Genomic DNA, 25,750 nt, shown 5'->3' on the forward strand with positions numbered 1-25,750 from the left:
TCCGAACGCTCCTTCGTTTCGAGGAAGCGCCGCTGATGCTCGAAAGCATGAAGGCCGCGCCCGACTCCATGGCGGCCGAGTTCGATTTCCAGTTCAGGGACAGGATGGGGCCGGAGCTCGATCGTTTTCGCACGGTCCTGGATGAAGGGCTCAGGGCGCCGGAACGCAATGCGGAGATCGAGGCGCAGGTTAAAGCCTTTGCGCCGCAGGATGTCGCCCTCATCTCACAGGCGGAGACGCTAATCTCCGGTCAGCGTGAGATGTGGCAGGCGGCGGAACGCGCGGGCAGAAGCGAAGCCTTCCTGAGGGAGCTCGGTCCGGTCTACGACGCGAGACCGGACAAAGCCGAACTGGAGCGCCTTGCCGACCTGAGGGTGTCCGTCGCCCTGGCCGAGCAAAACGCGAGGGCGCTTGGCGTTTTTACGCATATCGTTCGGTCGGTGCTTCTCGACGGGCCTCAATCGCTGAACCGGGTGCCGGACGACCAGTGGAAGGACGGCATCCAGCAAGCCTATGCCACGGTCGGCAAGGGTGATGCCTATCCGAAGACGCAAATGGCTCGTGACGTCGAACGCGATCGCCAGCGCATCCTGCTGATGGGGCTCGATGCGGAGCAGGTTCGCGGTCTGCTGGCGTTCTACGAAAGCGCTGCCGGGCGGAAATGGTCCGAGGAACTTTCGAAGGCCTATGGCGAGCGCCTCCGCGCGCTGACCTCGGAAGTCACCATCGCCTATGTCGAAGCGGTGAAGCATCGGGACAAATAGCCCCGTGGCGTGGCTGAAGGAACTGAAGCAATGAACGTAATGGCCAGCTACATCCAGTCCCCGCGCATGATGAAGATCATGACGCCGCTTGGAGATGACGCGCTTCTGCTTGAGCGACTCTCCGGTGTTGAGCGGGTAAACGAGCTTTTTCACTTCGAGATCACCGTGCGTGCGAAGCGCACGGACATCAAGGCGGATGAACTGATCGGCGAATTGATCGATGTGACGATGAACCGGCATGGCAATGCAGCCGAACGCGGCTGGAATGGCCTTGTGGTCGGCCTCGAGGAGGAATCGAAGGTCAGCCGGGAGTTTCGCCACTACACGCTCACCATGCGTCCCCACGCCTGGCTGCTGTCACAACGCACCAACTGCCGCATCTGGCTGGACAAGACGTCGCTTGACGTCGTCAGTACGCTGCTGTCCGAGCATGGCATTCGCGCTGCGGACATTGGAGGCGTCGTCGACCAGCCGCCGCAACGCCACTATTCCGTTCAGTGGAACGAGACGGACCTCGACTACCTGCTCCGGCGCCTCCAGGAGGACGGGCTTTTCTACTGGTTCCGTCATGAGAGCGGTGCACACCAGATGGTTATCGCATCGCATGCCAGCGGTTGGGACAAGGGCATCAACGAAGGTGGCGGGCAGGGCGGCGGCGAGGGGCCGGTCCGGCTGGCGCGCGGATCGAGCGATCGCGATCAGATCTCCGAATGGAAACGGCGCTTCACTTTCAAGCCCGGCAAACGGGCAGGGCGCGACTGGAACTTCGAAACTCCGACGATCGTGCCGGGCAATGCCACACCCTCGCTCGTTCCGCTGTCAAAGAACACGAGCCAGGAACTCTATGAGTTTCCCGCGCGTGCGATGTCGAACGAGACCGCCGAAAAGGCGATGAAATTGCGCAACCAGGCGATCGAGGCGGATCATCAACGCATCTTCGGTGCCTCGACGGTCCGGTGGCTGTCGCCGGGGCGCAAGTTCACGCCTTACGAAGTCGGTGCCGGCGCCGAAACCTATGAGACGGCCGTTATCGTTGCTATCGAGCACTTTGCGGAAGATACGAGCTATGAGACGGGATCCGGCACTCCGAGCTACTCCAATCGTTTCGAGGCCTTGCCGGCCGATCTGCCGGCCACGCCGCACAGGACCGTGGCGCAGCCGCGCGTGGAGGGCAGCCAGATCGCCATCATTGCGGGGCCGGCGGGTGAGGAAATCCACTGCGACGAATATGGCCGGGTGAAGGTCTGGTTTCCCTGGGACCGAGACGCCAAAAAGGATGGATCGGACACGTGCTGGATGCGCGTGGTGCAGAACTGGGCAGGGGCCGGCTGGGGCGGGCAGATCGTGCCGCGCATTGGAATGGAAGCCCTCGTCTTCTGCGAGAACGGCGATCCAGACCGGCCGATCGTCGCTGGGCTTTCGGCCAATCCGCAGCAGAAGGTTCCTTATCTGCTTCCCGGCAACAAGACGAAGAGCACTTTCCGCACCAACACCCACAAGGGCCAAGGCTTCAATGAACTTTCCTTCGAGGATGAGAAGGGCATGGAAAACGTGTTTCTTCATGCCCAGAAGGATCAGACGATCAAGGTCCTGAACAATCGATCCAAGCGCGTGGAAGCCCATGAAATCGAAAGTGTGGGCAAGAACAAGAATATCGACGTAGGCGGCAATCACCAGGAGCGGATTGCCGGAAACCGCACCCTTTCCGTCGGCGGCAAGGGGGCAGGATTACTGAGCATGCTCAGTACGGTGGTCTCCGCCGGGGGCCAGTTCATGCAGAAAAATTCCGGTCAGGTCGGAAGCCAGGACCTGACATCCTTCGCCGGCGCCGTCGCGAAGGTGGGGCAGGTCGCCGAGCAATTGGCGATGACAGCGAACTCCGCGTTCAATGGCGCCGGCAACCATCGTTCCGTCGGAGGTGCCGATCTTGCCGGAAAAGGCAATGCCATAGGAAACTTGTTGTCCAAGCTCCTGCCGGGCTCCGGCACGCTCAGCGTCATTGTGGAAAAATTCCGGTCCGATACGGTGGGCGTGGCAAGGACAGAGCAGATCGGTCTCTACAAGAATTCCGTTGTCGGGCACACCTACTCCGTTTCGGTGGGCAAGAAGAAAAAGGAATTGATCGGCGAAGACCTGGATATTGAGGCGAAGAAGAGCATCTTTTCGCGCACGAAGAAGCATACGGTGCTCGCAAAGGAGAAAGTCGTGGTGGCGGGGCCGGGTGGCAGCATTACGATCGATGCGAGCGGCATCACCCTGCGCGCGAAACAGATACGCTTCAAATCGCCGAGCATTATCTTCGAGAAGGGCTCGCCGGATCAGGTGGACGCCTTGTCATCCGACAAGCCTTTTGTCGAAGAATGCAAGAATAAGGGTTGAGACTGTCATGTCAGAGGAGACGGAAGCGTTCAGCGCCACGGTTCGCAGGATTGCCGAGGAAAGTCCCGACGCGACCCTGTATGCCGTTGTCGATGCCGCTCAGGTCGAGTTTGCCCCGGTCGTTCTGGATGGCTACGGCGCGCGTTTCTCGTCGCTGTTCTCCGGCGATAGTGCTGACGACTTGCGCGACGTTGCGCCTTATCTTGTTGAGATCGATCCGCTTTCGGACGCCTTCGAATGGATATCATCCGACGTCGCGCCCATGGGAGCCTGCATCTTCTTCACGTCGTCCCATGGTTTTGAGGCGGTGCGCCTGCACCTGAAGAAGTTTCTCCGCATCGAAGGGCCGGAGGAGACGATGTGGTTCTTCCGCTTTTACACCGCGAAAGTCTTTGCCGCGCATTACGAGGCGTTAAACGACGACCAGCGCGCCCAGTTTTTCTTAAAGCTCGACACCCTGTTCGCCTGGCATGGCGGCTGGGATCACATAAAGGCGTTCGGCCGGCAAGGCGCCGAGAACCGGATCCTGGAGGCGCTGCATGCTGAAGTTTGACCAAACCCAGTTCGATGCCGCAATCATCAACGACCCGGACAGGCTCGCTTCTATTGCCGCTGACGAATTGTTCGCCAAGAACGCGCTTTACGCCGATATGCCCTACGAAGTTCGGCTGCTTCTCGCGGAGGCCGCCCTCGACGAGGCGCGCCGTTGGGGCATGAACACCGTTCCATCCCTGCTGCGGTTCGTAGAGCTCATGGTGGAGATGACGCCACGCTTCTTCGAATTCAGTCCGTTCGACACGCTGTTGTCGCGGACCGACCTGTCGCCCGATGAAAAGACGCAGATCTTGATGTCGGATGAAAGCCTGCCGCATTGGCGCAGGGTCCTGAAGGATGTTGACGATAGAAACGACTGGCACGTGGATTACTGGGATGAAAAAGTCGACTGGTCGCGCGTGCAGCATATCAACCTGACGGTGAACTGATGGGTAACTCGCTCTCGCAGCAGGGCTACGGCAGTGCCCGCTCCGAATTGAACGACATCGGCGTCCAGCGTGCGGGCATGGACCGCGAGGCGGCGCTGGATGCCACGCAGACCGGGCTCGGCGTCGCGGGCATCGTCGATCCGACCGGGATCGCAGATGGCGCGAACGCTGCGATAAGCTGGACGCGCGGCGATTATTTCGGTTTTGTGCTCGATGGTGCATCCGCCGTCCCCTATGCGGGCGACGCTGTGGCAAAGCCCATTCGCGGCATCCAGATGGGTATCCGCTCCTGGCTGCGCGGGAGTAAGATCGCCGGCTTGGCGCAGCGCGGCGCCAAGCTCGTGGAAAGCATGCGCGGTATGCGACAGCGAGCCGCCGATGCCGTGAAACAGGCGCGGCGACAAAACTGCAAGCGCTGCAACAACAAGTACGGCAGCATGACGCCGAAGCGAGGCCAGTGGGAGAACCCCGCCGATCCCGGCAACGGCAAATACACCGTGGACGGCAATACCTACCAATTCAAGGATGGCTATCCCGATTTCGAACATCCCGACATGCAGAAGTATCTCGCGGACGGGAAAAGTAGTGCGTCGATCGAGATGACCGGGAACCGTGCCACGGATGATCGTCTGGCCAATGCGGCGACCGGCAGGGCGGACACGCCCGATGGTTATACCTGGCACCACGGGGATGACGGCACCACAATGTATCTTGTGGACTCCACCCACCACGACGCCATCGTTCCGCACGATGGCGGACATAGTATCGCGGCAGATCCCGTCTTCTGATGAAAGAGAGGAAATTCCATGGTGATCAAGGTAGTGGAAGGCGCAGCGGGGCCGATCGAGTTTCGACCCTTCGATGGGGAATCCGCAGTCGAGCTGCCAAGTGAAGAGGCAATTGCCGCCTTCGAACAGGAGCTTGGCGTTTCGTTGCCGGAGGCCTATCGGCAGTTTTTGCTGCGCATGAACGGGGGCAAGGTGTCGCCACGGGGTTTCCGCTATGAGTATTCCCCGGAGGCGCGCGTCATTCTGGAGCGTTTCCTCGATCCGAATGATGAAATCCTGTCGGAGAACGAGACGCTCTTTCGCTACTTCCTTGCGCTCGGGCATACGAAGCAGGCTCTCGACCTCAAGGCCGTGCAGGTCAACGTCCGCCGGTGGGGGCGCGAGGATACGGTCGGCATCGGCAAGACGATCTCCGGGGACATCCTCGTGCTTGATCTCCAGCCGGGGCCGGAGCATGGCTCGGTGAAATACATGACGATCCACGGCGTCGGCGCAATGGAGGATGATGAAACGGTGCCTTTGGCCTTCGTGGCTGCCGATTTCGATAGTTTCTGCCGCTCCTTCTTTGACTATGACGAGGAAATCGATCGTCGTGCGGCCGCGGTCATGCAGGGCGGGAAGCACTGACGGATGAGCGCTGTCCATGAAACATTCATGGAGTTCTGGCCCGTGGAAATCCGGAATGTTTCGCTGCCGCATGCCGAGGTCGCTGTTACGGAGCGCGAATATGCAGCGCTCGCCTGCTGCCATCGGCACGGCCCGTCGAGCCAGTCAGCGCGGTCGCTTGAAGATTTGAGCGACCGGATCGTGGTGGCGGCAGCGCCCTATTCCAATGAGTGTTTCCTGAGGCTGGGCTACGGCTCGTGGGCAGCGTCGCAGTTGCGCGCGTTCGGTACGTTGCGTGTGGGCGCGCCCGTCGCGGTGCTGGATGTTCTCCAACTGGCGGACAAGCGCCTTTCGACGATTGCACGACGTTTCGTCGACGGTTTCCTGCCGTCGGTCTTCGTGCGCCCCTTTCTTGCGTTCGATCGTCGACGGGAGATGCGCGTGCCCGTCCACTCCGATGGAGTTAACGCCCCCGTTTGGCGGGATCCGGCATTTCGCCACCTGCCCGTCGCGGCGGAGGAGGCCGACGAAGCCATTGCGTTCGTGGAGGGCTTTCGCCAAGCCCTTCCGGGCATTCCAACCCATGTCGACATCATGAAATTCGAAGATGGACACCGGGTGGTGGACATCAATCCGCACCATTAGAGATGTTGGAGTGACCATGTCCGCTCAGCCTGTTTCCCTCAAAGGACATATGCACGTCTGCCCTGCCTGCGACCCCGGGCCGCGTCCTCACATCGGCGGCCCTGTCGTTTCCACCCGGCAGGCCTTTGTGACGGTGAACGGCATTCCGATCGCAACCGTGGGAGACACATGCCTCTGCACCGGCGTGCCGACAACCGACACGATTACCGGTGGCTCCTCGATCGCGACGATCAATGGGCGGAAGATTGCCAGGGTAGGCGACCCATGCGGGCATGGCGGCAGGCTCGTGCAGGGCGAAGCCTGGCTTCGCTTCGAATGACCACTGCATATTAAACTGGATGTGCTCAAAGGAGCTCGAGCAGCTCGACTTCCTTGCGTTGACCTTCGAAGACGTAACCAGCCGATAGAGGTTATCGTGAACACAGTGAAAGCCGCCGTCTTCTCGGACCTCCATCTGTCGTATAACGGCATGCGGCCGTACCAGTTCGATCTGCTCGCATGGAGAAACCCGGTAAAATACGGATCGCTTGAGGACTCCAACGTCGATACCAATTCATTGACCGTCGAGCGTCTCCCAAAGTTGCCGCAGGGACAGCCCCAGCTCGGCCCCGATGATGCTGTAGCGCCGCTCTCCATTGCGGCTGCAAAGCATGGACGTTCAGCCCTTTACGGCGTCGCAGAGGAAGCAATCGAAATCTTCATTCGAGGATGACGCTCTTTCTAGGGCGGGGGCTTGTGCTACCCGGAGGCCTAACCTTAGATTGCCGCCTGAAACGAAAAAAGACGCTCCTAGGAGCGCCTTTTTCCATTCTGGGAAGTCGAGGATTCGTAATGCCCGAGGGCAAACTGCCAATCTGATCTCGACTTTTCGAGGCTGAATATAGGTACTTATCACGAGGGCGTCAATGCCGATTGAGGATGCGGATCTCGCGGAGATCACAAAACTCCTGTCTCCCGAGAGGCTGGGCAAGCTGCACGAGCTCACTGGCAATTCCCGGGCAGCGATAGAGTTTCACCAAAAGACGCTGCGCCTCGGCGCTGACCTGATGGCTATCATAGCAGTCATCGAAATCGCATTGCGGAACTCGATCTGCGACAATCTCGGTGCCCATTTTGCCCAAGCTGGATGGCTTCTTACCCCTCCCGCACCATTCCAGTGGAAGGACAGCGAGCGCAACAAGATCACGCAGGCACTCGATAGCGCGCGACGCGCGGAGTATTCCAAACTATCTCAGCCTGACAAGCACGCGCTCGATGCCCTTGCTTTCCCGAACGGCCGCCCTGCGAACCTGCCGCATACGCTGCGGTCAAAACGTCGCCGCGAGCATCTTCAGGTGACGGATGGCAAGATCATTGCCGAGCTGACCTTCTACATCTGGAAGCGTCTGTGCGGCCCGGATTACGAACACACGCTTTGGCGGCCGACCCTTAAGAAGGTGTTTCCGAACAAGAAAGTGAAGCGCTCCGACGTGGCCGACAATCTCGAAATGGTCTACCAGGCCCGGAATCGGCTCGCCCACCACGAACCCGTCCTCTACAGCCGGTTCGAGGAAACCATCAAAGCGATCACCTATATCGCGCAGCACCTTGAGGCTCGTGCCCCCAGCGATGAGACCCCGCTTTATCGGCTAATCGCTGATGACATCGTTGCGGTGGAAGCCAACGCCGAGACATTACACGCCGAGCTTGACGCATACAGGACGTAGGGGAGGGCTCTCATGTGGTGGAAGCGTGAGCAGAGGACGGAGTTTCTGCCGTGGTATCGCGTTCCCGGCTTCAAAGGCAAAGTGTCAGAGGCCGAGAAGCGCCAGCTCGACGCGTTCCGAATGCAGGAGCGACACCCGGCCGCCTCCTATCAGGACCTACCCGAAGAGGTCCAGTCATAAATCTTCCGTCTTGAGGTCGAAAACTACGATTTCAAGCAGGAGAGGGCAGTGAGCGGGCCGATGGTCGCAAGCCTGATCGGTGAAGCGATCATCGGGGCCAGCTACTTCGGAGTTCATATTCAGCCGACCGCATCGATATGGCCGTATGTAATTTCCCCTCGACAGTTTATCAGGGGTAAATCAAACTAGCCGACCTCTCCGGTGAAACGGGGGCACTCCACATACCCGCGACTCGCTGTCGTTGAAAAAATAATCCGCTGGCAGTCAATAGACTCCACCAAAGGCGCTATCTGGCTGGACGGATGTTCTATTCCTCTCGAGAGCAAGCTCTCCATCCATAAGCGAAGGTGGGAACAATCAGGCTGACTGCCGTAGCATGAGCTCCGACTTGAGGAAAACTCTATCCGACCGTCGTTTGGGATTTTCATTATCGGTAAGTTTACCGAGTAATAGTTCGATCGCAAGCCTACCGATTTCATTGTAGTTCTGTGCAACCGTCGTAATCGGTGGGCAAGCATAGCGTGACAACGGATGATCGTCGTGGCCGGCGACGCGCAGGTCGTACTCGCTTCCGTGGCCGACTTTTATTCCTCGTTGCCATGCTGCAGCGATAACACCAAACGCCAGTCGGTCGTTCGCGCACAGGATCGTGCGCGTTGGGAGTTGTTCAAGTCGCTCGAAAAGCCGGTTTGCCTCCTGAAACGCAAAGTCTTCGAAATCCCACGTCGAGTGATCGGAAACCGTAATAACGCGTGGCTCTATGTTCAGACGCTTCATCGACTCTCTGTAGGCGGAAACGCGCTTCTCAGCATTGGTGTTCACATGAGGCATTCCGAAATAACATGGCGGCTCACCGGAACGGCATAGATAGTCAACGATAAGCCCGAAACTCTGGTGGTTATCTGTCCCAACGAAAGCCGAGGATTCGTCAATAGGTGAATCAACGTAAACAAGAGGGATCGCTTCACCCAATTGCTCAAGTGTAACCTGGCGGGAGCGAACGCCGAGAGGAGCAATTATTGCGCCGGCCACGTTCATCGACTTGAGCGTTTTGATCGCATTATCTTCCATTGACGAGCGGCCGTCAGAGGAAAGCACAAACGCAAGAAAGCCGGCTTCGTTAGCAATAAGCTCGATGCGGCGGGTCAGCGCCATATAGAAGGGATCCAGCGAGTTTGGAATCACGACGCCAATGATGTTGGAGCGGCGGCGATTGAGATTGACGGCAAAAAGATTTGGCCTGAAGCCCGATTTTTTGAGTGCTTCCTCGATGGTATTGCGCGTCTTTTTGCGCACCGAGGAAGGGTCGTTGAAGTACTTCGATACCGTGGGCCGCGACAGGCCGACGAACTCGGAAAAATCCTCCATGGTTCTGATCGACTTGGCCAAGCGGCTGCTCCCTACGGTTCTGGTGTTCGCTTTCATAACCGGCCTCATTTCGCGCGGAAAGCCGAAATTGAGGCCGGCCAAGCGGTTCTGCGATCAGTCGGAGACGAACTGCACCTTCATCGTCGCGGGGTTCGTCGGCTTCCTTGTGAAGAACGGCAGGACTTCGTCGAGCGTCAGTTGGTGCGAGACGAGCTGCGCCATGGAGCCGTCGTCCTTTTCCAGGATGGCCAGCGCGTCGGGAATGTTGCGGTTCAGCGAATGAGACCCGACCAACCTCAATTGTCGGCGAAAGATCTCGAACGGGGCGATCGAGATGCGGGCGTCCGGCGCGCAGACACCGAAGAGAAGTGCTGTCCCACCATCTGCAACGAGATTGATCAAGCCCTCAACGACACTGGCAATGCCGGTGGCATCTGCCACAAAGTGAAACGAACGCCGTCTGGCGGTAAGTTCGGCGGAGCCGGAGACAACGCCGCCGAGGCCGAGATCGGCGGCAAAGGCGAGCCGAGTCTCGTTGATATCGGCGACGGTGACGCTCTTGACGCCCTCCGCCTTCAGCGACAGCGCCAAAAGCAGGCCGATCGGGCCTGCGCCGATGACTAGCGCCTCCTCTGGAACAGGTGCTCCGCCGCGCAGGCCCGCGCTGTTGAGGCCGTTCACCACGCAGGCCAGCGGTTCCGCAAGGGCCGCGACGGTAAAGGGCATGGAGCCGATCCTGTGCAACTGGTCGGCGCGCACGAGGCTGTATTCGGCAAAGCCGCCATTGTGCGAGACCCCATAGGCCTTTAGGTCGCGGCAGAGATTGCTCAGCCCCTTGCGGCACGACGGGCAGGTGCCGCAGGGCAGGTTCGGATCGACTGCGACGCGGGTGCCAATTTCAAGTCCGGCAACATCCGCGGCAACGGCGTCCACCACGCCGGCATATTCATGGCCCGGCACTAGCGGAAAGGCGCCGTCGCCATAGCGCGCGTGCAGCACGTCGATATCTGTGTGACAAAGACCCGATGCCTTCACCTTGACCAAGGCGTGACCTGCGGGAATGTCGTCAATCGTCAGATTGGCAAGCCTTGCTTGTCCCTTGGCGATGAACTGGATCGCTCGCATCGCTCAGCTCATCCAGTTTCCGCCGTCGACATTGTATGTCTGGGCGAGAATGTAATCGCTGTCGCTGGAGGCGAGGAACAGGGCCAGGCCCTTGATGTCATCAGGCGTGGCAAACCGGCCGATCGGGACGGACTTCGCCACAGCCGCTTTCTTTTCACCCGGCTTCAGGCCCTCCCATTCGGCGAATTTGGCGTCGACGATGTCCCAGTGCTCACCGTCCACGACGCCGGGAGCGATCGCGTTGACATTGATGCCGTATTTGACGAGCGCCAGTGCTGCCGATTGCGTGGCCGAGATGATCGCAGCCTTGGAGGCGCAGTAGAGTGTCACCAGGGCTTCGCCGCGCCGGCCGGCCTGGCTTGCCATGTTGATGATCTTACCGCCGCGACCGCGGGCGATCATCACATTCGCCACCGCCTTCATGGTGAAGAGCGGCCCCTTGAGGTTGACGTCGAAGACGCGCTGGTAGCTTTCCTCGGTGATCGCCTGGATCGGCGCCATGTCGAAGATAGCGGCATTGTTTACAAGGATGTCTATGCCCCCGAAATCGGCGTCGATCTTGCTGACGACGGCGTCGATATCCTCAAGCCTGGTCACGTCGACTTTCATCGCCATCGCGGCCGCGCCGATTGTGGCTGCCGCTGCTTCGGCGCGCGCGAGATTGATGTCCGCGATAACGACCTTCGCACCCTCGGCGGCGAAGATTTCGGCAAAGCCGAGACCGATGCCGCGGGCGCCGCCAGTGATGAGCGCTACCTTGTCCTTGAGTTTCATGTCTCTTCTCCATGCGTCACAGGACAAGGCCGGCGCCGCGAAATTCATTTGTTGATTGATCCGGTTTTGCGAAAACCCGGCGCCGAAGCGCCGGGTCCTCCTGGGAGGGCCTGCGGGTTGATCCGCAGGCGGGAGCCTCACTTGATGTAGCCGGCACGCGTCATGTCGCGTTCGACCTGGGCCTGTGCGGCCTCGAGCGCAGCGTCCACGGTCTGCTGGCCGGCCAGCGCGGCGCTGACCTGCTGGCCGACGAACGTACCTATCGCCTGGAATTCCGGGATCGCGACGAATTGCACGCCGGTATAAGGCACCGGATCCTTGGTCGGTTTCGAAGGATCGGCCGACATGATCGCCTCGAGCACCGTCGCGGCAAAGGGCGCGGCCTTCTGGTATTCCGGCAGGGCATAGGTAGACTTGCGCGTGCCGGGCGGTACTGCGACCCAGCCCTCGCTTTCACCAACCATCTTCACATAGTCCTTGGAGGTCGCCCATTTCAGGAAGGACTTGGCAACTTCGGCCTTCTGCGACGTGGCCGGAATGGCGAGGTTCCACGACCACGACCAGCTGGAGCCGTTGGACGTTTCGGCGATCGGTGAGCGCGTGAAGGCGATCTTGTCGGCGACTTCGCTCTGCTTGGGATCATAAACGCGGCCGGCGGCCGACGTCGCATCGATCCACATTGCGCAATGACCCGTCGCAAAAAGCGTCTGGTTCTCGTTGAAACCATTGGCGGTGGCACCCTGCGGGCCATATTCGGTGAGCAGTGCGACATAGTCGGTGATCGCCTTCTTCCAGGCGTCCGAGTTAAGCTGCGGCTTCCAGTCCATGTCGAACCAGCGGCCGCCATAGGCGTTCACCATGGTTCCGACGAAGGCCATGTTCTCGCCCCAGCCCGGCTTGCCGCGCAGGCAGATGCCGTACTGCTGCTTGTTCTTGTCGGTCAGTTTGGCGGCGAATTCCTTGATCTGCTCATAGGTCGGCTGTTCCGGCATCGTGAGGCCGGCGGCTTCGAAGAGATCCTTTCGGTAAAGCGTGAACGAGCTTTCCGTGTAGAAGGGCACGGCATAGAGCTTGCCGTCGACCGTCAGGCCGGCCGTGATCGGCTCCAGAAGGTCGGCGTAGTCGTAGTCGTCGCCGAGATCGTCAACCGGTGCGAGCCAGCCCTGTTTGCCCCAGATCGGTGCCTCATAGCCGCCGATCGTCATGATATCGAATTGGCCGCCCTTGGTGGCGATGTCGGTCGTCACGCGCTCGCGCAGCACGTTTTCTTCCAGCACGACCCAGTTGATTTTGTTGCCGGTCTGCTTCTCCCAGGCCGCCGACAGTTTCTGCATGATGATCATGTCACCATTGTTGACGGTGGCGATGCTGATTTCTTCGGCCTGCGCCAGGCCGGCAAAGAGCCCAAGGCCAACGGCGGTTGCCGACAGAATGCGGATCATGTTCCTCATAGGTCCGTTCCTCCTTTACGGATGTTTACGCATAAAATTACATGCGTAAAGTTTTATCGTGCATGGCTTGGGGTCTTGTCAAGGCGCCTGCTGGCGTAATGCGACGCGGAAAAGCGGATATCCAGACATATAGCGCTAATAGATACGTAGAGAACTGTACTTTATGCCGATTTTCGATTTGATCGTCCGCACCTCACATGGCGAAAAAGCGTCGAAAATAATTTACGCGCGTAAATATCGAGTTGACATGATGTAAGTTGCTGCCGTATCGAGTTGGCCGCTTCGGGCGATAACCGGCCCATTGCGGCGGAGGCAGCATTGATGATAGCAAGCGAATTGGCGCCTGAAAATCTGGGCCTGACGATCACCGTTGGTGAGATTTTAGTGGAGATCATGGCGACGACAGTCGGTGCGGGGTTCCTGTCGCCACAGTCGTTCGTTGGCCCGTTTCCGAGTGGTGCGCCAGCAATCTTCATCGACCAAGTTGCGCGGTTCGGAGGTGCGGCGGGTATCGTTGCCGCGGTGGGCGCGGATGATTTCGGGACGATCAACGTGGAGCGGCTTCGAGCCGATGGTGTCGATGTCTCGGCGATTGCGACCATCCAAGGCAAGCCGACCGGCAGTGCCTTCGTGCGCTACCGGCCGGATGGTGCACGCGACTTCGTCTTTAACATCACCCATTCTGCTGCCGGCGAGGCACGCATGACCGAGGCTGCCCGCGCGCTCGTGGCCAAGTCCGGCCATGTTCACGTCATGGGTTCGGCATTCGCTATTCCGGGCATCGCCGCCGCGCTCGTCGAGGCGGTCGCGACTGTCAAGGCGCGCGGCGGGTCGGTTTCCTTCGATCCGAATATCCGCAAAGAACTGGCCCAGGCCGACGAGGGCCGCAAGCTGGTCGATGATGTACTGGCCGTCACCGATCTCCTGCTTCCCTCTGGTGATGAACTGCTTGTCGCGGCTGATGCGGCGACTGAAGAAGCCGCTGTGGAGCGCCTGCTTAATCTGGGCATCGGCGAGATCGCGCTGAAGCGCGGCAGTGCCGGATCCAGCCATTTCAGCCGGCAATTCGGCCGTGTCGATTGCCCGGCCTTCTCTGTGGAGGAAATCGATCCGACGGGCGCGGGGGACTGTTTCGGTGCCGCCTATCTGACGAGCCGACGCGCCGGCCTCGCCCCGGCCCGCGCGCTGCTTTATGCCAATGCCGCCGGAGCGCGCACGGTCACGAGGCAGGGGCCGATGGAGGGCGTGTCCAGCCGGGAGGAGCTCGACGAGTTCATCGCGGCAGCGGGCCGGGAGGACGGGATATGAGCCGTTTTCTCACAGGCCTTGCAGATGCCCGCCGCGCTCGTCGCCCCTATGGCATCGTTTCCGTCTGCTCTGCCCATCCAATCGTGCTGCGTGCAGCATTGCGCCGTGCCGCGAAAGGAAAAGGTCCGGTGTTGATCGAGGCGACCTGCAACCAGGTCAACCAGTTCGGCGGCTATACGGGTATGACGCCGGCCGATTTCATCGCCTTTGTCGAGGCGATCGCGCGGGAGGAGGGCGTCACGCGCGACAAGATTATCTTCGGCGGGGACCATCTGGGACCGAACCCCTGGCGCAAGGAGCCGGCAGCCGTGGCGCTCGAAAAGGCGGCAGGGATGGTAGAGGCCTATGTCGCGGCCGGTTTCACAAAAATCCATCTCGATGCCTCTATGGGCTGTGCCAGCGAGCCGGTCGCGCTGGATGATCGCACCGTCGCTGCGCGCGCCGCCGCCCTCTGCGCCGTTGGCGAGCAAACGGCCCGGCGCGAAAATCTGCCGATGCCGGTCTATGTCCTTGGCACGGAAGTGCCGATACCAGGCGGTGCCGATCATGCATTAGACGGCGTCGAGCCTACCGCGCCGGGCGCTGCGCGCGAAACGATTGCCGTGCACCGCGACGCCTTTGCCAAGGCAGGATTATCCGATGCCTTCAAGCGGGTCATCGCCTTCGTCGTTCAGCCCGGCGTGGAATTTGGCAGCGATAATGTCGTCGCCTATGATCCGCCGCGCGCCGCAGCCTTGAGTGCCCTTCTCGATAGGGAGCCGGCGCTGGTCTTCGAGGCCCATTCCACCGACTACCAGACGCAGGAGGCACTGGCGGCCCTCGTCGCAGACGGCTTTCCGATCCTGAAGGTCGGGCCAGGACTGACCTTCGCCTATCGCGAGGCGCTCTATGCTCTCGATCTGATCGCCTCCGACATCGTACCCGGTTATGGTGATCGTCCGCTCCTGCGGGCGATGGAAGCGCTGATGCTAGCCGCACCCGGGAACTGGAGTGGCTATTACCACGGCGACGAGACGGCGCTCAGGATCCAGCGCCATTTCAGCTACAGCGATCGCATCCGCTACTACTGGACCCGACCTGAGGCAGAACGTGCCGTTTCGGCCTTGCTGGCGGTGCTGGACGGCGTTCGCATCCCCGAAACGGTGCTACATCAGTATCTGCCGATGATCGTGCCGACAGCGGCGGACCGCCCGAAGGATGTCCTGATTGCCGCAGTGGATCAGGTGCTGGCGATCTACAATAGCGCGGCTGCCGAGCGGTCGTAGCGGAGCGGGCGCGGCGAACGAAGCCGACACCTGAAAAAATTGGGAGGTCACGATCATGGCGACGGAGAATACGCGCGGTTTGGCGCGTCTTATGTTGGCACCCTCTGTGGGCTTGCTTCTGATCTGGATGATCGTGCCGCTGGCGATGACATTGTGGTTCTCGTTCCAGAACTACAATCTCCTGAACCCGGCGAATGTCAGCTGGACAGGTCTCTTCAATTACAAGTTCTTCTATACGGACCCGGCCTTCTTCCAGTCGATCTGGAACACGCTGCTGATCGTCGGCGGCGTGCTCTTGATCACCGTGATCGGCGGCATCGGCATCGCGCTCCTGCTCGACCAGCCGATGTGGGGGCAGGGGATCGTGCGGATCATGATCATCTCGCCCTTCTTCGTCATGCCCCCGGTGGCAGCGCTGGTGTGGAAGAACATGATCATGCATCCCGGCTACGGGGTGCTCGCGGACATCAACCGTGCCTTCGGTTTCCAGCCGGTCGACTGGTTCGCCCAGTTCCCGCTGTTTTCGATCATCATCATCGTCGCCTGGCAATGGCTGCCCTTCGCTACCCTCATTCTGCTCACGGCGCTGCAATCGCTCGATGGCGAGCAGAAGGAAGCGGCGGAGATGGATGGCGCGGGCTTCGTGAGCCGCTTCGTCTACCTGACCCTGCCGCATCTGTCGCGCGCCATCACGGTCGTCATCCTCATCCAGACCATCTTCCTGCTCGGCGTCTATGCGGAAATCCTCGTCACGACCAATGGCGGGCCGGGCTATGCCTCCACCAACCTCGCCTTCCTGATCTATCGCACCGCGCTTCTGGGCTATGACGTGGGCGGCGCATCGGCGGGCGGCATCATCGCGGTCGTGCTTGCCAATATCATCGCCATCTTCCTGATGCGCGCCGTCGGCAAGAACCTGGACAAGTAGGGAGAAACGTCATGGCACGAGCAGTCTCGACCCGCCGCATGGCCGTGGCCACCGCCGCCGCCTGGATCATCGCCCTCATCATCTTCTTCCCGATCCTCTACACCGTCATCACCTCGCTGAAGACGGAGACGGAAGCGATCAAGGGCTTCAACCTCATCCCGTCCTTCACGCTGGAAAGCTATGTGTCGGTTCAGACGCAGAGCGGTTATCTGAAGCCGTTCATGAACTCGGTGATCATCGCGGTCGGCTCCACGATCCTCGCGCTCTTCGTCGCCATACCGGCCGCATGGTCCATGGCGTTTTCGCCGACGAAGCGCACCAAGGACATCCTGATGTGGATGCTCTCCACCAAGATGATGCCGGCGGTCGCCGTGCTGGTGCCGATCTACCTCATCTTCCGCGATTTTGGCCTGCTCGACACGCGTACCGGCCTGACGGTGATGCTGACGCTGATCAACCTGCCGATCGTCGTGTGGATGCTCTACACCTATTTCCGCGAAATCCCGGGTGAAATCCTGGAAGCGGCCCGCATGGACGGCGCCTCGCTGTTCGACGAGATCGTGCATGTGCTCACACCCATGGCGGTGCCGGGCATTGCCTCGACGCTGCTGCTCAACATCATCCTTGCCTGGAACGAATCGTTCTGGACGATCCGCCTGACGACGACGAACGCCGCGCCGCTGACGGCCTTCATCGCCTCGTTCTCGAGCCCGCAGGGTCTCTTCTGGGCGAAACTATCGGCGGCTTCGACGCTCGCCATCGCCCCCATCCTGATCATGGGATGGTTCTCGCAGAAACAGCTCGTCCGCGGCCTGACCTTCGGCGCCGTGAAGTAAGGGGAGGGAACACATGGGCAAGATCATCCTGAAAAAGGTCAACAAGTCCTTTGGCGCCACGCAGGTCATTCCGGGCATCGACCTCACCATCGAGGACGGCGAGTTCGTCGTCTTCGTCGGCCCGTCCGGCTGCGGCAAGTCCACGCTGCTGCGCCTCATCGCGGGCCTGGAGGACACCACGTCCGGCACCATCGAGATCGACGGCAAGGACGTGACGTCGGCGGCACCCGCCAAGCGCGGTCTCGCCATGGTGTTCCAGTCCTATGCGCTCTATCCGCATATGACGGTGCGCAAGAACATCGCCTTCCCGCTCAAGATGGCGAAGGCAAGCCCGGAGGTGATCGAGAAGAAGGTGACGGAAGCCGCCCGCGTGCTGAACCTCACCAACTATCTCGAACGCCGCCCGGGCCAGCTTTCCGGCGGTCAGCGCCAGCGTGTGGCCATCGGCCGCGCGATCGTGCGCGAACCGTCGGCTTTTCTGTTCGACGAGCCGCTGTCCAACCTCGATGCGGCGCTGCGCGGCACCATGCGGCTGGAGATCAGCGAGCTGCATCACCAGCTGAAGACCACGATGATCTATGTCACCCACGACCAGGTCGAGGCCATGACCATGGCCGACAAGATCGTGGTGCTGAATGCCGGCAATATCGAACAGGTCGGCTCGCCGCTCGATCTCTACAACAAGCCCGACAACCTCTTCGTCGCCGGCTTCATCGGCTCGCCGCGCATGAACTTCGTCAAGGGCGAGTCCGCAAGGCCGTGGAACGCGCCGACCGTCGGCATCCGCCCCGAGCATATCAAGCTCTCCAAGGATGCCGGCACCTGGAAGGGCGTCGTCGGCGTGGCCGAGCACCTCGGCTCCGACACGTTCCTGCATGTCAATGTCGAGGGCGTGGGCATGCTCACCGTCCGCGCCGACGGGGATTTCCCCGTCAACCACGGCGACATCGTCCATCTCACCCCCGACGTCAGCCGCATCCACCGCTTCGACGAAAGCGACAAGGCGATCCGATGAGACGGCTCGTTACGATCCTAAGGGCTATGTATTCTAGCAACGCGGATCAGTGCGCCTACGTGTAGCATAATGCATATTAATGCGGTGCAATTTGGGAAAAGCAGGAGCCAAATAAACCAACAGTGACGCCAACGGTTCAAACCCGTTCAACAGCTTACAACGCTCTAAGAGGGGATACCCTTTACAAAATACGCGCCAAGCGGCGCGTATTTGTGCTGGACATCACGTCCTTCGAAGCGAGGATCACGACATGATCAGACCACCATCGACGTTGATGGTCTGGCCCGTGATATAGGCAGCGTCGGCGGAGGCTAGGAAAGCGACGAGCGCGCCGACTTCGGCAGGCGTACCGGCACGGCCCATCGGAATGCCCTCGACCCATTCGGCCATCAGTTCACCTGGACCGTATTCGCCGAGCATCTGGCCCCAGACGCGGTCGTTATAGTCCCACATCTCGGTGTGAATGATGCCGGGGCAGATGGCGTTGACGGTGATGCCTTCGCGCGCGAGCTCTTTGGCAAGGCTCTGCGTCAGGCCGACGACGCCGAATTTCGAGGCGGCGTAGTGCGGCGTGTAGATGAAGCCCTGGCGGGCCTGCCCGGAGGCGGTGTTGATGAGGCGACCCCTGGTGCCGCTGGCGCGGAAGCGGCGGACCGCCTCCTGGCAGCACAGGAAGACGCCCTTGGTGTTGACGTCGAGATTGAGGTCCCATTCGCGCTCGGTCAGGTTTTCGACCTTAGCGATGGTGATGACCCCGGCATTCTGCACGGAGACGGAGATCGCGCCGAGCTTGGCTTCGGCCTCGCCATAGGCTTCCTGCACGGCCTTGGCGTCCGTCACGTCGAGTGTCAGGCCGAGAATTTCAGCGCCGGTCTCGTTGGCGAGTGCGTCTGCCGCGTCTGCCATGTCCTGTTCGATCGCGGCGATCGCGACTTTCGCGCCCTCTTCGGCAAAGCGCTTGGCAATGCCGCGGCCGATGCCCTTGTTGCCGCCGGTCACGAATACCGTCTGGCCTGCAAAACGTGTCATGGTGTTTTCTCCATAATGCGCAGCAGGCCGATGTCGGATCCCGAATGGATCAGGCTGTGAGCCGTGCCGCCGTGAACTTGTCGGTGACGAGCACATCGATGACGCCCAGTTTCAGGGCGCCGGCGATGGCCTGGGTTTTCGATTCTCCGCCCGCAAGCGCCATGACGCGGGCGGTCTTGCGCAGTTCCTCCAGCGATAGGCCAATGACGCGGTCGTTGAGCGGTGTTTCGACCGGTTTGCCGTCCCGATCATAGAAGCGATAGGAAATCTCGCCGACCGCACCGGCCTCATGCAGCATTGCCATCTCTTGGGGGGAGAAGGTGTTGCCGGATCGGGCGAGAAGTTCCGACGGTTCCACGGCACCGATGCCGACGATGGCGAGGCTGAGGCGGCCGAAGAGATCCATCGTCTCGCGCACCACCGGGTCCGCGAGCATGACGAGCTTGGCTTCACGCGAGGAGGTGATGCCCTGTACGAGAAGCAGCCGCGGCTCGCCGCCGGTCAGCCGCGCGAGGCGGGCGGTCAGTTGCGTCGCGTGGGTCTGCACCGAAGCGTCGCCCATGCCGCCTAGGATTTGAACGATATACTTGGCCTTGGCGTTCTTCAGCGGGTGGATGTTGTCCACCATGCGCAGGATCGTCTGGCTCCAGCTCGAAACGCCGATGATCTCATCCTGTTGCAGCGTGACTTCGAGGAAGTGGGCCGCCGCTTCGCCGATGCGTGCCATGATTGCGCCATCACGATCTTCCGAACAGTCGATGACAATGGCTTCTGTCAGGCTGTAGCGCTCCCGCAGCGCCGTTTCGAGATCGGCGAAGGTGCCGGCGGGAGGAATGACCGTCGTGCGTACGATGTCTTCCTGCTCGGCTCGCTTAAGCATGCGGGATACAGTGGCCTGCGACATGTGCATGAGTTCGGCGATCTCAGCCTGTCGCTTGCCCTCGATGTGATACATCTGGGCAATACGGGCGATCAGTCGCAACTCGTTGAGCCGTCCCATGGAACCTCCGGAGGTGAATTTTTATTCACTCATAGAGGAAGGGGCCGGTACGGTCGAGCGGTAGATTGCGTCCTGCCAGACGAGCAGGCGATCCGCGGCATCGGACGTCCGGGGAGGAAGGATGTTGACCGTGCGGGGTAAGGCGGCAATGGCCGCGAGATCCCGCCAGACGCCGAGCGTCAGGCCCGCCATATAGGCCGCACCCAACGCTGAAGCCTCTGGCGCGTCGCACTGGATGATCGTGTGATCCAACGTATCGGCGACGCATTGCATGAGGAACGTGTTCTTGCTCGGGCCGCCGTCGGCATAGAGACGACCAAGCCGCGTGGGCGATTGGGACGACATAGCCTTGAAGACATCATGAACTTGAAAGGCGATGCTATCCGTCACGGCACGGGCCATCTGGGCGCGGCTCGTGTTGAAGGTGATGCCGGAAAACAGCGCGCGAGCATCCGAATGCCAGTAGGGTGCGCCGAGGCCGACAAAGGCCGGAACGAAACCGGGTCCGCCGGGAGGAGCGGTGGCCGCGAGTTCGGTAAGCGCCTGCACATCCGGCAAGCCGAGCATGTCGGCCATCCAGGGCAGTGAGGCAGCGGAAACAAGGATGTTGCCCTCGAAGGCATAGGTCGGCTGTCCGTCGATCGACCAGGCGATGGTCGTGGTGATCCCGCGCTCGGGCGCAATGAAACGGGGCAGGGTCGTCATGACCGACGAGCCGGTGCCAAACGTCACCTTGCCATCACCGGGATTGAAGGCGCCGTGGCCGAACAATGCCGCGTGGCTGTCACCGATGGCGGAGGCAATCGGAATGCCGTCCGGCAGGCCCGGTACATTCTTCGTGACGCCGAAGTACGATGCACTGTCGCGCACCTCCGGCAAGGCGGTTTTGGACACGCCGAAGAGGGCGCAGAGTTCATCGCTCCAGACCTGTGCGTTGAGATCGTAAAGCTGGCTGCGGGCAGCATTGGCAGCGTCGCAAGCATGGACCGCGCCATCGGTGAAGCAATGGATGAGCCAGGCGTCGATCGTTCCGAGCCGAACCTTGCTGCCTGAAGGCACGCGGTCGAGCAGCCACTTCATCTTCGGGCCGGGGAACATCGGGTCGATCGGCAGGCCGGTGAGCGCCTGGACCTGCGGCGCATGCCCGGCGGCGATCAACTCGGCGCAGGCCGGCGCGCTGCGGCGGCATTGCCAGCTGACCACGGGGCCGAGCGGTTTTCCGGTTACCGCGTCCCATACGGTGACGGATTCGCGCTGGTTGGAAATCGCGATGCCGAGGACTTCAACGGCGGGTGCGGCTGCACGGCAGGTGGCGATGGCTTCGAGCACCGATTCCCAGAGACGCTGCGGGCTCTGTTCAACCCAACCTGGCTTAGGATGTTCAATGCCGACGGGGGACGAGCCGCGCGCCAGGATTTCGCCACTCGTGGAGACGAGCACGGCCTTCGAGTTCGTGGTGCCCTGGTCAATCGCAAGAATGGCGGTCGTCATCTCGGCTCCGGTCGGCGGAAAGAAGGAAAGGGCGCGGCATGAGGGAGGTCTTGCCGCACCCTGCACGAAATCTTGTCGCACACGATTACGTGCGGGAAGATTTTCGCGCGATCAAGTCCACGGCTGCTTGCGCGATGCCGGCGGGCGCCATCCCGAATTCGTCAAGCAGGAACTCCGCGGAGCCGGTGGGCGGGAAAATGCCGGGCACGCCAAGGATTTTCATCGGCACGGGGGCTTCCGCCACGACCACTTCGGCGATGGCCGAGCCAAGGCCGCCGAAGGTGGAGTGCTCCTCTGCCGTGAGAATCGCCCCGGTGTCGCGGGCCGCGGACACGACGGCCGCAATGTCGATGGGGCGCACGGTTGCCATGTTGAGAACGCGCGCCTGGATACCCTGCTCGGCAAGAATGGCGGCGGCCTTCATCATACGGTGGGTGACGGTGCCATTCGCGATGAGCGTGATGGCATCGCCGTCGCGCAGCAGGTTGGCCTTGCCCAATTCGAATTTATGGCCTTCCGGCAGCAGATCCGGCACGCCAACGCGCGAAAGGCGCAGGAAGACCGGGCCGTCATAGGAGGCTGCCCATTCGACGGCAGCGGCCGTCTCGATGGAATCGCAAGGGGCGACGACCGGCAGATTCGGCAACACGCGCGTCCAGGCAAAGTCTTCGATGGAATGGTGCGTCGGGCCGAGTTCACCATAGGCCATGCCGGAGGAGATGCCGATGAGCTTCACATTGGCATTGGAATAGGCGATGTCGGCCTTGATCTGCTCCAGCGAACGGCCGGTCAGGAAGCAGGCCGCGCCACAGACGAAGGGTAGGAGGCCGCCATTGGCGAGGCCGGCGCCGACACCAACGAGCGCCTGCTCAGCGATACCGACATTGACGAGCCGTTCGGGCCACTTGGCCTTGAAGCCGCCGAGCTTGGAGGAGCCGACGGAGTCGTTGCAGACGGCGACGATCTTGGGATTGTCGGCGCCCAGGCGCTCCAGTACGGCGACGAAGGCGTCACGGCAATCGTGCAGCTTGGGAGAGGGGGTGATGGCGTTCATGACAGGGCCTCCGAAAGCTCAGCGACGGCAATCTTGTATTGTTCGGCATTGGGCACCTTGTGGTGCCAGTCGACCTTGTCCTGCATGAAGGAAATGCCGTGGCCCTTGTTGGTGTGGGCAACGATGCATTGCGGGCGGCTGCCGCGCTTCTCGAGCGCGGGGACTATCTCGTCCATGGCATTTCCGTTGATCTCGGTGACATCCCATCCGAAGGCTTCGAGTTTGGCCGGGAAGGGCGCGAGATTGTTGGTGTCCTTCAGGGACGCACCCTGCTGGAAGCGGTTGTGATCGATGATGAGCGTCAGGTTGTCGAGGCCGAACTGGGCGGCCGAAGCGATGGCTTCCCAGTTGGAGCCCTCCTGCATCTCCCCGTCGCCCGTCAGGACATAGGTGCGGTAAGCCGCATCGGTCAGCTTGGCGGCCTTTGCCATGCCGACGGCCACCGGCAGGCCATGGCCCAGCGGGCCGGTGTTGGTTTCGACGCCGGGAACCTTGTTACAGTTCGGATGGCCGTTGAGGCGCGAGTGGGGCTTCAGGAAGGTTGCGACCTCTTCTTCCGGAATGAAGCCGCGCTTGGCGAGCGTCACATAGAGGGCGAGCGCCACATGGCCCTTCGAGAGCACAAAACGGTCGCGATCGGGGTGCTTCGGCTGGTCCGGCCAGATGCGCAGGACGCGGAAATAAAGCGCCGTCAGGATGTCGATGGCGGACATTTCGCCGCCGATATGGCCTGCGCCAGCTTCAAAAACCGCTTGCAGATCGCGGAGACGGATCTGTTGAGCGATGCGGTCGAGATCGTTCGGCTGCATGAAAACCTCATGGTGAATAAATATACAGTTGCAGATATACTTGCACGGATAATTGTGAAGTCAAGCGAAAATGGGCTGAGAGCGCGGAATGAAATTTACGGCAATCGTCTTGACACCCGCAGATATGTTGCGTTACGAATTTACACACAGTAATGAATATTTATGCGATAAGCCGAGCGCGAAGCCGCAAATGACCGGGAGGAGCGTCCATGGTGGCGGATGTGAAGGAACGACAGGGGTTCGCGGGCATCATGTTGCCTTCGTTGCGCGGAGCCACGGGTCCGCTCATCGGCCTTATCGTGCTGTGCCTCTTCCTCACCTTTGCCACGGACAAGTTCCTGTCGGTGCGCAACTTCCTCAACGTGCTCGACCAGATCACGGTGCTCGGTGTGATGGCCGTCGGCATGACGCTCGTCATTCTCATCGGCGGCATCGACCTCGCGGTCGGTTCGGTCATGGCGTTGGCCATGATGGTGCTGGGTTACCTGAACGTGGTTGCCGGTGTGCCGATGGGGATCGCCATCCCGCTTGCCCTGCTCGTCGCGTCGCTGAACGGGCTGATTGCCGGGATCTTGATCACGCGCTTCAACGTGCCGGCCTTTATCGCGACGCTTGCGATGATGTCGATCACGCGCGGTCTTGCCAACATGATCACCGACGGCCAGCAGATCATCGGCTTTCCTGCCTGGTTCAACATGATGGCCATCGTGCGTTTTGGCGGCTTCCTGACATTGACGGTCGCCGTGATGGTCGTCGTCTTCATCATTGGCCTACTCTACCAGCGCTACCGCCACGGTGGTCGCGTTCTCTACGCAATCGGTGGCAATGCCGAGGTGGCGCGCCTCGCCGGTATTAATGTTCAGCGCGCAACCGTGCTCGTCTACGTCGTGTGCAGCTTTCTCGCCGGCCTCTCGGGCATGGTGCTTGCCGCCCGCCTCGACTCCGTGCAGCCGTCCTCGGGCGTGTCCTATGAACTCGATGCGATTGCGGCGGTGGTCATTGGCGGTACGTCGCTGTCGGGCGGCACCGGAGGTATCGGCGGCACGATCATCGGCGTCCTGATCATCGGCGTGCTGCGCAACGGTCTCAACCTGCTCAGCGTTTCGCCCTTCATGCAGCAGGTCATCATCGGTGCGGTCATCGTGCTCGCCGTCACGGCCGAAACCTATCGCAAGCGCAAATAACGACGTTTACCCCATCGCGATCGCGATGGGGCGGAAAAACGGTCGGCAATCGTGCAGGCCGGCAAAGGGAAGGCGGTTTTCTGCGAGGCAGGCACCGCCGGGTAACGTGGAGGAGAAATCATGAAACTGTCCAAACTGCTGCTGGCGGCAACCGCCGTGTCCGTGCTCGCACTTCCGGCTTCCGCCGCCGAAGTCAAGAAGATCGGCCTTGCCGTGCCGAACCTGCAGGCTGACTTCTTCAACCAGATCAAGCTCGGCGTTGAAAAGCATGCCAAGGAGAAGGGCATCGAAGTTGTCGTCGTCGATGCCAAGAACGACACCAATACCCAGGTCAGCCAGGTTCAGGACCTGATGACGCAGGACATCAACGCCTTCATCTACATCCCGGCCGGCGCCGCCGCCGCGGCCGTTCCGACCCGTCTCGCCCGTGAAGCCGGCATTCCCGTAATCAATGTCGACCGCACGCCCGAAGGCGCGCCAGGCGATACGTTCATCGCCGGCGAAAGCGTCCAGTCCGCCTACGAAGTCTGCAAGTACATCATCGGCAAGGCCGGTGGTTCGGGCAAGATGGCGATCATCCACGGTCAGAAGGGTACGACGCCTGAAGTCGATCGCTTCACGGGCTGCAAAAAGGCAATCGACGAGAACAAGGGCGTCGAGCTTGTCGACCAGCAGTGGAGCAACATGTGGTCGGCCGACGAAGGCTTCACGATTGCGCAGAACATGCTCCAGGCGAACCCGGACATCACGATCATCTTCGGTCAGGCCGATGGTCTCGCGATGGGGGCCGCAAAGGCTGTCGACGTTGCAAACCTCTCGGACAAGGTGATCATTGGCGGTTATGACGGCGACGTCTCTGCGCTTGACTACCTCGCGAAGTGCAAGGGTCCGTTCATCGCGACCGCGACGCAGAGCACGCAGAAGATGGGCGTTCTGGCCGTCGAATCCGCGCTCGCCGTCGCAGCCGGCCAGAAGGTGGAAGCGCGCCAGACGCCGAACGCCGTCCTGACGACTTGCGAAAACGCACCGGAATTCGTCAAGAGCCATCCGTAATCCGGGACA

The 25,750-nt window shown here is 60.9% G+C and carries 26 protein-coding genes; 17 read left to right on the forward strand and 9 right to left on the reverse strand.

What is annotated here, in order from left to right; all coding sequences use genetic code 11:
- Positions 1-35 precede the first annotated feature (35 nt).
- From K6301_RS23635 to K6301_RS23680, 10 genes are all read left to right on the forward strand, one after another.
- Positions 36-764, forward strand: a complete 729-nt coding sequence (locus K6301_RS23635; protein WP_247221266.1) for a hypothetical protein — start codon at positions 36-38, stop codon at positions 762-764.
- 30 nt (positions 765-794) lie between these two features.
- Positions 795-3,143 (forward strand): type VI secretion system Vgr family protein, encoded by a 2,349-nt coding sequence (locus K6301_RS23640; RefSeq protein WP_247221267.1) that lies wholly within the window; start codon positions 795-797, stop codon positions 3,141-3,143.
- 7 nt (positions 3,144-3,150) lie between these two features.
- Positions 3,151-3,696 (forward strand): DUF4123 domain-containing protein, encoded by a 546-nt coding sequence (locus K6301_RS23645; RefSeq protein ID WP_247221268.1) that lies wholly within the window; start codon positions 3,151-3,153, stop codon positions 3,694-3,696.
- Positions 3,683-4,126, forward strand: a complete 444-nt coding sequence (locus tag K6301_RS23650) for a hypothetical protein (RefSeq protein WP_247221269.1) — start codon at positions 3,683-3,685, stop codon at positions 4,124-4,126. Before K6301_RS23645 ends, K6301_RS23650 begins: the two co-directional genes overlap by 14 nt.
- A complete protein-coding gene (locus K6301_RS23655; RefSeq protein ID WP_247221270.1) occupies positions 4,126-4,914 on the forward strand; it encodes an HNH endonuclease in 789 nt (262 codons plus the stop codon). Before K6301_RS23650 ends, K6301_RS23655 begins: the two co-directional genes overlap by 1 nt.
- An 18-nt stretch (positions 4,915-4,932) precedes the next feature.
- The gene (locus K6301_RS23660; protein ID WP_247221271.1) at positions 4,933-5,541 is read left to right on the forward strand and encodes an SMI1/KNR4 family protein; all 609 of its coding nucleotides are present in this window, start codon (positions 4,933-4,935) and stop codon (positions 5,539-5,541) included.
- Positions 5,542-5,568: 27 nt separating this feature from the next.
- Positions 5,569-6,165: a hypothetical protein gene (locus tag K6301_RS23665; protein ID WP_247221272.1), complete on the forward strand. Its 597-nt coding sequence runs from the start codon at positions 5,569-5,571 to the stop codon at positions 6,163-6,165.
- A 16-nt stretch (positions 6,166-6,181) separates the two neighbouring features.
- Positions 6,182-6,484, forward strand: coding sequence for a PAAR domain-containing protein (locus tag K6301_RS23670; RefSeq protein ID WP_247221273.1), 303 nt, complete (start codon positions 6,182-6,184; stop codon positions 6,482-6,484).
- A 96-nt stretch (positions 6,485-6,580) separates the two neighbouring features.
- Entirely contained in the window at positions 6,581-6,877 is a 297-nt protein-coding gene (locus K6301_RS23675; RefSeq protein WP_247221274.1) for a hypothetical protein, read from the forward strand.
- Positions 6,878-7,070: 193 nt separating this feature from the next.
- Positions 7,071-7,871 carry a hypothetical protein gene (locus tag K6301_RS23680; RefSeq protein WP_247221276.1) on the forward strand — a complete coding sequence of 267 codons (801 nt, stop codon included), beginning with the start codon at positions 7,071-7,073 and terminating at the stop codon, positions 7,869-7,871.
- 537 nt (positions 7,872-8,408) lie between these two features.
- On the opposite strand, the gene K6301_RS23685 is transcribed toward K6301_RS23680, so the two are convergent.
- The 4 genes from K6301_RS23685 to K6301_RS23700 form a co-directional block, all read right to left on the reverse strand.
- Positions 8,409-9,419, reverse strand: a complete 1,011-nt coding sequence (locus K6301_RS23685; RefSeq protein WP_247222504.1) for a LacI family DNA-binding transcriptional regulator — start codon at positions 9,417-9,419, stop codon at positions 8,409-8,411.
- 114 nt (positions 9,420-9,533) lie between these two features.
- Positions 9,534-10,544, reverse strand: a complete 1,011-nt coding sequence (locus K6301_RS23690; RefSeq protein ID WP_247221277.1) for an alcohol dehydrogenase catalytic domain-containing protein — start codon at positions 10,542-10,544, stop codon at positions 9,534-9,536.
- Positions 10,545-10,547: 3 nt separating this feature from the next.
- On the reverse strand, positions 10,548-11,318 hold the full coding sequence (locus K6301_RS23695) for an L-iditol 2-dehydrogenase (RefSeq protein ID WP_247221279.1): 771 nt from the start codon (positions 11,316-11,318) through the stop codon (positions 10,548-10,550).
- Positions 11,319-11,455: 137 nt separating this feature from the next.
- A complete protein-coding gene (locus tag K6301_RS23700) occupies positions 11,456-12,769 on the reverse strand; it encodes an ABC transporter substrate-binding protein (RefSeq protein WP_247221280.1) in 1,314 nt (437 codons plus the stop codon).
- 321 nt (positions 12,770-13,090) lie between these two features.
- Here K6301_RS23700 and K6301_RS23705 point away from each other — a divergent pair, with 321 nt between their 5' ends.
- Genes K6301_RS23705 through K6301_RS23725 form a run of 5 tightly spaced genes read left to right on the forward strand, consistent with a single transcriptional unit; the run spans position 13,091 to position 18,121 of the window.
- Positions 13,091-14,077, forward strand: a complete 987-nt coding sequence (locus K6301_RS23705; RefSeq protein ID WP_247222505.1) for a tagatose kinase — start codon at positions 13,091-13,093, stop codon at positions 14,075-14,077.
- Positions 14,074-15,342, forward strand: a complete 1,269-nt coding sequence (locus K6301_RS23710) for a D-tagatose-bisphosphate aldolase, class II, non-catalytic subunit (RefSeq protein ID WP_247221281.1) — start codon at positions 14,074-14,076, stop codon at positions 15,340-15,342. Before K6301_RS23705 ends, K6301_RS23710 begins: the two co-directional genes overlap by 4 nt.
- A gap of 55 nt (positions 15,343-15,397) precedes the next feature.
- On the forward strand, positions 15,398-16,270 hold the full coding sequence (locus K6301_RS23715; RefSeq protein ID WP_247221282.1) for a carbohydrate ABC transporter permease: 873 nt from the start codon (positions 15,398-15,400) through the stop codon (positions 16,268-16,270).
- Between the two features lie 11 nt (positions 16,271-16,281).
- Entirely contained in the window at positions 16,282-17,106 is an 825-nt protein-coding gene (locus K6301_RS23720) for a carbohydrate ABC transporter permease (RefSeq protein ID WP_247221283.1), read from the forward strand.
- Positions 17,107-17,119: 13 nt separating this feature from the next.
- Positions 17,120-18,121: an ABC transporter ATP-binding protein gene (locus K6301_RS23725; protein WP_247221284.1), complete on the forward strand. Its 1,002-nt coding sequence runs from the start codon at positions 17,120-17,122 to the stop codon at positions 18,119-18,121.
- A gap of 243 nt (positions 18,122-18,364) precedes the next feature.
- Here K6301_RS23725 and K6301_RS23730 read toward each other — a convergent pair whose 3' ends face one another.
- The 5 genes from K6301_RS23730 to K6301_RS23750 all read right to left on the reverse strand — a co-directional run bounded on the left by K6301_RS23730 (position 18,365) and on the right by K6301_RS23750 (position 23,504).
- Positions 18,365-19,150, reverse strand: a complete 786-nt coding sequence (locus K6301_RS23730; protein WP_247221285.1) for an SDR family oxidoreductase — start codon at positions 19,148-19,150, stop codon at positions 18,365-18,367.
- Between the two features lie 49 nt (positions 19,151-19,199).
- Entirely contained in the window at positions 19,200-20,150 is a 951-nt protein-coding gene (locus tag K6301_RS23735) for a sugar-binding transcriptional regulator (protein WP_247221287.1), read from the reverse strand.
- 21 nt (positions 20,151-20,171) lie between these two features.
- Positions 20,172-21,641 carry an FGGY family carbohydrate kinase gene (locus tag K6301_RS23740; RefSeq protein WP_247221288.1) on the reverse strand — a complete coding sequence of 490 codons (1,470 nt, stop codon included), beginning with the start codon at positions 21,639-21,641 and terminating at the stop codon, positions 20,172-20,174.
- Between the two features lie 85 nt (positions 21,642-21,726).
- Positions 21,727-22,695 (reverse strand): transketolase family protein, encoded by a 969-nt coding sequence (locus K6301_RS23745; protein ID WP_247221289.1) that lies wholly within the window; start codon positions 22,693-22,695, stop codon positions 21,727-21,729.
- Positions 22,692-23,504 (reverse strand): transketolase, encoded by an 813-nt coding sequence (locus K6301_RS23750; RefSeq protein WP_247221290.1) that lies wholly within the window; start codon positions 23,502-23,504, stop codon positions 22,692-22,694. Before K6301_RS23750 ends, K6301_RS23745 begins: the two co-directional genes overlap by 4 nt.
- Before the next feature lie 209 nt (positions 23,505-23,713).
- Between K6301_RS23750 and K6301_RS23755 the strand changes: the two genes are divergently transcribed.
- Together K6301_RS23755 and K6301_RS23760 are read left to right on the forward strand one after the other, a co-directional pair.
- Positions 23,714-24,688, forward strand: coding sequence for an ABC transporter permease (locus K6301_RS23755; RefSeq protein ID WP_247221291.1), 975 nt, complete (start codon positions 23,714-23,716; stop codon positions 24,686-24,688).
- Between the two features lie 120 nt (positions 24,689-24,808).
- Positions 24,809-25,741 carry a substrate-binding domain-containing protein gene (locus tag K6301_RS23760; protein WP_247221292.1) on the forward strand — a complete coding sequence of 311 codons (933 nt, stop codon included), beginning with the start codon at positions 24,809-24,811 and terminating at the stop codon, positions 25,739-25,741.
- Positions 25,742-25,750 lie beyond the last annotated feature (9 nt).

The organism is Shinella oryzae (assembly GCF_023038235.1).
Taxonomy (GTDB): Bacteria; Pseudomonadota; Alphaproteobacteria; order Rhizobiales; family Rhizobiaceae; genus Shinella; species Shinella sumterensis.